General features: G+C 74.3%; 10 protein-coding genes. 5 read left to right on the forward strand and 5 right to left on the reverse strand.

Features of this window, described 5'->3' with window-relative positions; genetic code table 11:
- Position 1 precedes the first annotated feature (1 nt).
- The 3 genes from ACFO9I_RS16520 (at position 2) to ACFO9I_RS16530 (ending at position 2,317) form a co-directional block, all read left to right on the forward strand.
- Positions 2–583, forward strand: a complete 582-nt coding sequence (locus tag ACFO9I_RS16520) for an anthranilate synthase component II (protein WP_379182768.1) — start codon at positions 2–4, stop codon at positions 581–583.
- Positions 580–1,833: an anthranilate synthase component I family protein gene (locus ACFO9I_RS16525; protein WP_379182770.1), complete on the forward strand. Its 1,254-nt coding sequence runs from the start codon at positions 580–582 to the stop codon at positions 1,831–1,833. The genes ACFO9I_RS16520 and ACFO9I_RS16525 overlap by 4 nt, the downstream gene beginning before the upstream one ends.
- A gap of 259 nt (positions 1,834–2,092) precedes the next feature.
- Entirely contained in the window at positions 2,093–2,317 is a 225-nt protein-coding gene (locus ACFO9I_RS16530) for a hypothetical protein (protein WP_379182772.1), read from the forward strand.
- A 5-nt stretch (positions 2,318–2,322) separates the two neighbouring features.
- On the opposite strand, the gene ACFO9I_RS16535 is transcribed toward ACFO9I_RS16530, so the two are convergent.
- On the reverse strand, positions 2,323–2,892 hold the full coding sequence (locus tag ACFO9I_RS16535) for a hypothetical protein (RefSeq protein WP_379182774.1): 570 nt from the start codon (positions 2,890–2,892) through the stop codon (positions 2,323–2,325).
- Between the two features lie 131 nt (positions 2,893–3,023).
- Between ACFO9I_RS16535 and ACFO9I_RS16540 the strand changes: the two genes are divergently transcribed.
- Both ACFO9I_RS16540 and ACFO9I_RS16545 read left to right on the forward strand, forming a co-directional pair.
- A complete protein-coding gene (locus tag ACFO9I_RS16540; protein ID WP_379182776.1) occupies positions 3,024–3,410 on the forward strand; it encodes a spore germination protein GerW family protein in 387 nt (128 codons plus the stop codon).
- 10 nt (positions 3,411–3,420) lie between these two features.
- Positions 3,421–4,041: a CG0192-related protein gene (locus ACFO9I_RS16545; RefSeq protein WP_379182778.1), complete on the forward strand. Its 621-nt coding sequence runs from the start codon at positions 3,421–3,423 to the stop codon at positions 4,039–4,041.
- Here ACFO9I_RS16545 and ACFO9I_RS16550 read toward each other — a convergent pair.
- From ACFO9I_RS16550 to ACFO9I_RS16565, 4 genes are all read right to left on the reverse strand, one after another.
- On the reverse strand, positions 4,034–4,462 hold the full coding sequence (locus tag ACFO9I_RS16550; RefSeq protein WP_379182779.1) for a VOC family protein: 429 nt from the start codon (positions 4,460–4,462) through the stop codon (positions 4,034–4,036). The two genes, ACFO9I_RS16545 and ACFO9I_RS16550, sit on opposite strands and share 8 nt — an antisense overlap.
- Before the next feature lie 76 nt (positions 4,463–4,538).
- Positions 4,539–5,372, reverse strand: a complete 834-nt coding sequence (locus tag ACFO9I_RS16555) for an alpha/beta fold hydrolase (protein WP_379182780.1) — start codon at positions 5,370–5,372, stop codon at positions 4,539–4,541.
- An 87-nt stretch (positions 5,373–5,459) separates the two neighbouring features.
- Positions 5,460–5,714 (reverse strand): acyl carrier protein, encoded by a 255-nt coding sequence (locus ACFO9I_RS16560; RefSeq protein WP_379182781.1) that lies wholly within the window; start codon positions 5,712–5,714, stop codon positions 5,460–5,462.
- Positions 5,711–6,672: 2-oxo acid dehydrogenase subunit E2 (locus ACFO9I_RS16565; RefSeq protein WP_379182782.1), on the reverse strand; the 962-nt coding region annotated here is incomplete at its 5' end. The genes ACFO9I_RS16560 and ACFO9I_RS16565, both read right to left, overlap by 4 nt.

Here is a 6,672-nt window from a genome sequence, read left to right on the forward strand (position 1 = left end):
GGTGGTCGCACCGGACGTGGTCGTCGTGGACCACCACGACTCCTACACGTGGAACCTCGTCCACCTCGTCGCCGGCATGACCGGCGTGCTGCCGACGGTGGTGCAGCACGACGAGGTGTCCGCGGCCGACGTCCTGCGCCACTCGCACGTGCTGCTGTCCCCGGGGCCGGGGCACCCCGACGACCCTGCGGACTTCGCGGTCGGTCGTGAGGTGCTGCTGGCGGCCACGCGCCCGGTGCTCGGCGTCTGCCTGGGGATGCAGGGGCTGGTCACGGCGTACGGCGGCACCGTCGACCGGGTGCTGCCCGCGCACGGCGACGTGGTGGCGGTGCACCACGACGGTGCAGGGGTGTTCCGGGGCCTGCCGCAGGGCTTCGACGTGGTGCGCTACCACTCACTGGCCGCCGTCGCGGTGCCCGACTGCCTGGAGGTGAGCGCCACCTGCGTCGCCGAGGACGGTGCGCGGGTCGTCATGGGGGTGCGGCACCGGTCGCTGCCCCTGGAGGGTGTCCAGTTCCACCCCGAGTCGATCCTGTCCGCGCACGGCGCGGAGCTGGTCGCGAGCTTCCTGGGGCTGCGGTGAGCAGGCCCGACCCGGTCTCGTGGTTCCGCGAGGTGGCCGCGGAGCACCCGCGCTGCTTCTGGCTGGACGGCGGCGGCGCCCGGGAGTGGTCGGGGCGGCGCTCGATCGTCGGCTGGCTCGACGAGGACGACGTGTCGCTGACCTGGCACGCCGCCCGCGGGGAGGTGGTCCGGCACCGCGGCGGGCGGGCCGAGGTCGTGGGGCGGGACGTGTTCGCAGCGCTCGAGCAGGAGCTCGCCGCCGGGGACGAGGGCGACCAGTGGTTCGGCTACCTCGGCTACGCCTCCCGGCCCGACCTGCCCGCCCTCGTCGACCCCGACGGGCTGCCGGACGCGGTCTGGATGCGGCCGCGTCAGGTCCGGCTCTTCGACCACCCGGCGCCCGCCCACCCCGCGCCCTCGTCGGCCCCCGGACCCGCGTCGTCGTCCGAGGTCCCGGCGGACTACGCAGCCGCGTTCGCGCGGGTCCAGGAGCACCTGCACGCCGGCAACACCTACGAGGTGAACCTGACCTACCGGCTCACCCATCGCAGCGACGTCGACCCCGTCACGGCGTACCTCCGGCTGCGCGAGCTCAACCCCGCGCCGTACGCCGGGTTCCTGCAGCACGACGTCCCGGGGCACCGCGCCTGGCTGCTGAGCTCCTCACCGGAACGGTACGCGCTGGTGACCGCGGACCGGCACCTGGAGACCAAGCCGATCAAGGGCACGACCCCGCGCGGCACGACGCCGGCCGAGGACGAGGAGCTGCGGGAGCGGCTGCGCACCGAGCCGAAGTTCCGCAGCGAGAACCTGATGGTCCTCGACCTGCTCCGCAACGACCTGTCGATGGTCTGCGACCCCGGCACGGTCGTGGTGCCCCAGCTGATGGAGGTGGAGTCCTACCCGACCGTGCACCAGCTGGTCTCCTCCGTGCGCGGCCGGCTGCGTCCGGACGTGTCCACGGTGCAGGCGCTGCGGGCGCTCTTCCCGGCCGGGTCGATGACGGGGGCGCCGAAGCTGCGCACGATGGCGGTGATCGAGGAGGTGGAGGCCTCGCCGCGCGGCGTCTACTCCGGTGCCTTCGGCTGGCTGGCCGCGGACGGGCGTGCCGACCTGGGCGTGGTGATCCGGTCGCTCACGACGGCCGGCGACGGCGCCTGGCAGCTGGGCACGGGCGGCGGGATCACGGTGCGGTCGGACGTCGGGGAGGAGTACGCCGAGTCGCGCTGGAAGGCCGAGCGGTTGCTGCGGGTCTTCGACGAGGGGTAGGTCTTTCGACCGTGGGTGGACGCCGCGGCGTCGGGGTGGAGTCCGCGGCGGGCCTGTGACGCCAGCGGCACACGACCCGGTGAACGACCGGCTCGACACCAACTGAGCACCTCGAGCACCAGCCGGCCCGATTCCCCGGCACCACCGGGCCAACAGGCCAGCCGTGCTGCCCTGGCCTCGCCGAGGTCGTTCGCCTCTGGGGGTGGGCACTGTGCCACCGAGAATGGAGGTGACCACACGAACCCGGCGGGGGTGCCACATGAAGGTCTCGCGGGACACATGGTTCGCCACCGCCCGGAGCCGCTACCTGTGGGGCGCGGCGACCGTCTGGGCAGCGATCTGGCTGGGGACCGCGGTCGTGCTGAAGGGCAGCGGCGAGTTCGCCGGGATGATCCCGATCCTCGCCATCGGCACCGGTTGGTTCATCGCGGTCGTGCCCGCCCAGCTCCCCGGCTCCGAGGACGCCGGGCCCGGCCAGGACTGAAGGGGTCAGCCGCGCGGGATCCAGGCCGAGGAGCCGATGTCCCCGCTGTCGGTGTCCGGTCCCGAGTCCACGTCGGCGCCGTCGTCCTCGCTGAGGTAGGAGAACCTGATGGCGCCGTAGTCCCCGTCGTGCAGGCAGCTCGACGGCAGCGTCATCCGCGCGCGCTCGGTGTCCGCGTTCCAGCGGACCCGGAACCCCGCACAGGTCACCGTGCCCTCGTCGGCCGCCTTGCCGAGCACCTTGGCGCCCGAGCCGTCGGTGAAGGCGCCGAGCACGACCTGGTTCCTGGTGGTGCCACGAGGGCGGTACTCGCTCACCAGACGCAGGCCGCGCTTGCCGCGAGGATCGATGCTGACGGCCAGGTCGCCTCTGCGCGCCCGGTCGAAGGTCGCGGTGACGACGATCCGTTCGTCCTCGTTCGAGACCTTGACCCGCGTGAAGTCGAGGCCGTTCGCGGCGTCGCCCACGGGGTCGGACGCCACCTCCACCTGGGCCGACGCGGACGTCGGGACGGCCAGGACGGCGACGAGGGTGGCGAGGACGGGTGCGGTACGGCGCAGCCTGGACGCGGTCATGCCGGGACCCAACCACAGCGAGGCCTGCAGACCGTGCAGCCCGCACGGTGCGTCGTGCGGCACTCGGCAGACGCCCCGCACAGGACCTTCAGCCCTGTCCGCCCCGTGGACCCGACCAGAGGCTGGAACGCATGAAGGTCACCGACATGGTCAGCAGCGCGAAGGACGTCATCACGGTGAGGCGGGTCTACGGCGAGCCGTACGTGAAGGACGGGCTCACCGTGATCCCCGCTGCCGTGGTCTCCGGGGGTGCCGGCGGAGGCACCGGCCACGACGAGAAGGGGCAGGAGGGCGAGGGCGGCGGGTTCGGCGTCAGCGGCCGCCCGGCGGGTGCCTACGTCATCCAGGACGGCCAGGTCAGCTGGCGCCCCGCGGTGGACCCGAACCGCATCGTCACGATCGTGGGCCTCGTCGCCATCGCCTACCTGATCAGCCGCCCGCGGATGGTGCGGGCCCGCGCGGCCGCCGCGAAGTGGCGGATGCTGGCGGAGCGCTGGAGGGCCCGCACCGCCGCCTAGGGTTGGGCCCATGGCCCTCCTGCACAAGGCGACCCTGAGCCCGACCAAGCGCGAGCTGATGGATGCCTGGTTGCCGGGCCGCGGCTGGTCCGGGGGATCGAGTGACCTGCGACCGGTGGGCGGCTACCGGTTCGACGACCCGGCGGGCGAGGTGGGCATCGAGGGCTTCCTGCTCGGTGACGACGCCGGGCCGGTGCTGCACCTGCCGCTGACCTACCGCGCGGCCCCGCTGGCAGGCGCCGAGGAGCACCTCGTCGGCACCACCGAGCACTCCGTGCTGGGCCGGCGCTGGGTGTACGACGCGTGCGGCGACCCGATCTGGGCCACCGCGCTGGCGACCGCCGTGCTCACCGGGGGGACCCAGGCGGAGGAGTACTTCGAGGTCGACGGCCGCCGGGAGACGCGCGAGTCCGGCGTCGCCGTCCAGGGCAGCGGGATGCCCGGCACCGCAGTCCCGGCGATCGACTCGGTCACCTGCCACGACGACCGGCTCACGACGGTGGTCCGGGCCGGTGGCCTCGAGCTCGTGGTCGTCCGCCGCGTCGGCGCCGACGTCATGGCCGACCACACCCTCACCGGCCGGTGGAGCGGCGGGCGGGCCGCGGTGCTCGCCGGCGTACGGCTCAGCTGAGCGGAGGTGCCGCTGCCAGCCCGAGGGCCGCGGCGGCCTCGGGCCTGATCGCGAAGAGCTCGACCGCGACGCCGTCGGGTGCCCGGAGGTTGAGGTGGTGGCCCAGGTCGGTCTCGGCGATGTCGCTGAAGGGGACGTCGTGGGCGCGCAGGTGGTCGGCCCACCGCTCGAGCTCGCTGCGGTCGGTCACGGCCAGCGCCAGGTGGTCGAGCCCCACCCGGGTCTCGTCGAAGGTCCCTGACACCGAACCGTCGTGGTCCTTGAAGCTGACGGCCAGGCCGGCGCCGCGGTGCAGGCACAGGCAGAAGTCCGACTCCCGCATGACCTGCTCGCACCCCATGACCTCGGTCCAGAACCAGGCCGCACGGTCCATGTCGGCCACGGTGAGGGACACGTGGGAGATCCCGTCGAGCTTCGGCATGCCCCCAGCGTGCTTCGGGTCCGGCAGCCGGGGCAGGGCCGAACGTCCGTGCGGCGCCGGGTCCCGGACGCGCTGCCTACGACGCCTGCTCGTCCTCGTCCGGCGCGATCCCGATGACGTTGGTGATCACCTCGGCAAAGCGGCTCGGGTCCGCGAGCAGCCAGCTGTGGTTGCCCGGCACCGTGACGACCTCGGGACCGCCGAGCGCGACGGCGAGCGACTCCGCGCACGCCCACGGGATCACCGAGTCGTCCCGGCCCCAGACGATGACGATCGGCAGCCCGCGCCGCTTGAGCTCCTCGAGCTCGGCGGCCAGGTTGGCGTCCCGCGCGAGGCGGCCGACCTTCCACAGCGTGGTCGGGTGCAGGAGGAAGTTGGGCACGGCGTCGGCCGCGATCACCGGCGCCACCCGGGTGAACGACCGCACCGAGAGCGCGTGCGCCGCGATGTGCAGCCCCCAGTCCCACACCGGGCGCTCGGCCATCAGCACCGGCAGCTCCCCGCGGTTGGCCCACACCGAACCGCCGATGGAGTTGACCAGCACCAGCTGGGCCACCCGGTCGGGGTGGTCGTGCGCGGTGCGCAGCGCGACCCCGCCGCCGAAGGAGTGGCCGACCAGGGTGACCGGCTCGTCCACGCCGAGCTCGGCGAGGAACGCCGCGACCCAGTCGGCGTACCCCTCCAGCGAGAAGGACCCCGACGGGAGCGTGGCCGTCCCCCCGAAGCCGGGCAGCGCCGGGGCGAGCACCCGCACCCCGCGCCCCACGAGCCGCTCCAGGCCGTGGCGGTAGGTACGGTGCGAGAGGCCCCAGCCGTGCAGGAAGACCACGGGCGGGCCGTCACCCGCTACGCCGTACGACGTCGTGCGCCCGTCGACGAGCATGGTGCGCCAGGTCATGTGTGCCTTCATCGCGGCACCTCCTGGGCCGAGTCTCACCGGTCCGGGCGCGCGGGAGTGGGTCCGGAGGTCCCGAACCCGGGGTCCGGTGGACCCGAGTCACCGGGTGAGGAAGGCGATGCTGGTGCGCATCGTGCGCAGCGAGGGGTAGTCGTCCTCGGCGATCCGGACGCCCGTGGTGGTGCTCAGCTGCTCGACGAAGCCGAGGAAGTCCAGCGAGTCGAGCTCCAGCTCCGAGCGCAGCGAGCCGTCGTCACCGACCTCCTCGAGGTCGGCGTCCGGGACGATCCGCAGCAGCGCGTCGGTGACGGCGGCGCGGGCCTGGTCCTCGGTGAGGGTGGTGGGGTCGCTCATAGGTCCTCCGGGTGCTGGAGCCGTTCGTCGACGGCGGCCAGGAAACGGCCGCCGGTGAAGCCGTCGGTGGCGCGGTGGTCGGCCGCCAGCGTGGCGACGGTCAGGGGGCGGACGCCGAGCAGCCCGTCGACGGCCCACGGCCGTTCGATGACGCGCCCGAAGCCCACCAGGGCCACCTGCGGCGGGTAGATCACCCCGTGCACCGCCTCGACGCCCTGCTCGCCGAGGTTGGTCACGGTGATCGTGGGGTCGCTGAGCTCGGCGCGCTGCAGCCGGCCGGCGCGGGCCCGGGTGACCAGGTCACGCATCCGGGCCATCAGCTCCACGACGGGGAGCCGGTCGGCGTCGTGCAGGGCGGGCGCGACCAGGCCGCCGCCCCGCAGCGAGACGGCCACGCCGAGGTGCACCCCGCTGCCGGCCCGGAACCCGTCGTCGACCCAGAAGCCGTTCAGGGCCGGCACCTCCGCCGCCGCGAGGGCGGCGGCCTTGAGGAGCAGCGCCGCCGGCAGCAGTCGCTCGGTGACGGACAGGTCCTTGTTGCGCTCGCGCATCCAGCGCAGCGCCCGGTCGAGGTCGATCGTCTGGGTCAGGTAGTAGTGCGGGATCTCCCGCTTCGAGCGGGCCATCACCGACGCGATGGTGCGGCGCATCTCGTCGCGGCGGGCCGCCTGCGAGCCGACCGGACCCGGTGCGCGGGTCCCTGCCGACGCCGTGGGCCGGGACGGTGCCGGGGCCTCCACCTCGGCGGGCCGCCCGGTCGGCGCACCGGCGGCCGCGGCCCGCACGTCTGCGGCCCGCACCGGCCGCCCGTTCCCCGCAGGGAACCGGGCGAGGGCGGCCCCGACCTCCTCGGCGAGCCGGCGGGCGTACGGCGTGATCCGCACGTGGGCACCGGCGGCCGGTGCGGCCGGCTCGGGCGCTGCTTCGGCGGCGGGCGCGGGCGTGGGCGCGGGCTGCG

Origin of the sequence: Nocardioides sp. GCM10023255 (assembly GCF_042653125.1) — a bacterium.
GTDB lineage: Bacteria > Actinomycetota > Actinomycetes > Propionibacteriales > Nocardioidaceae > Nocardioides.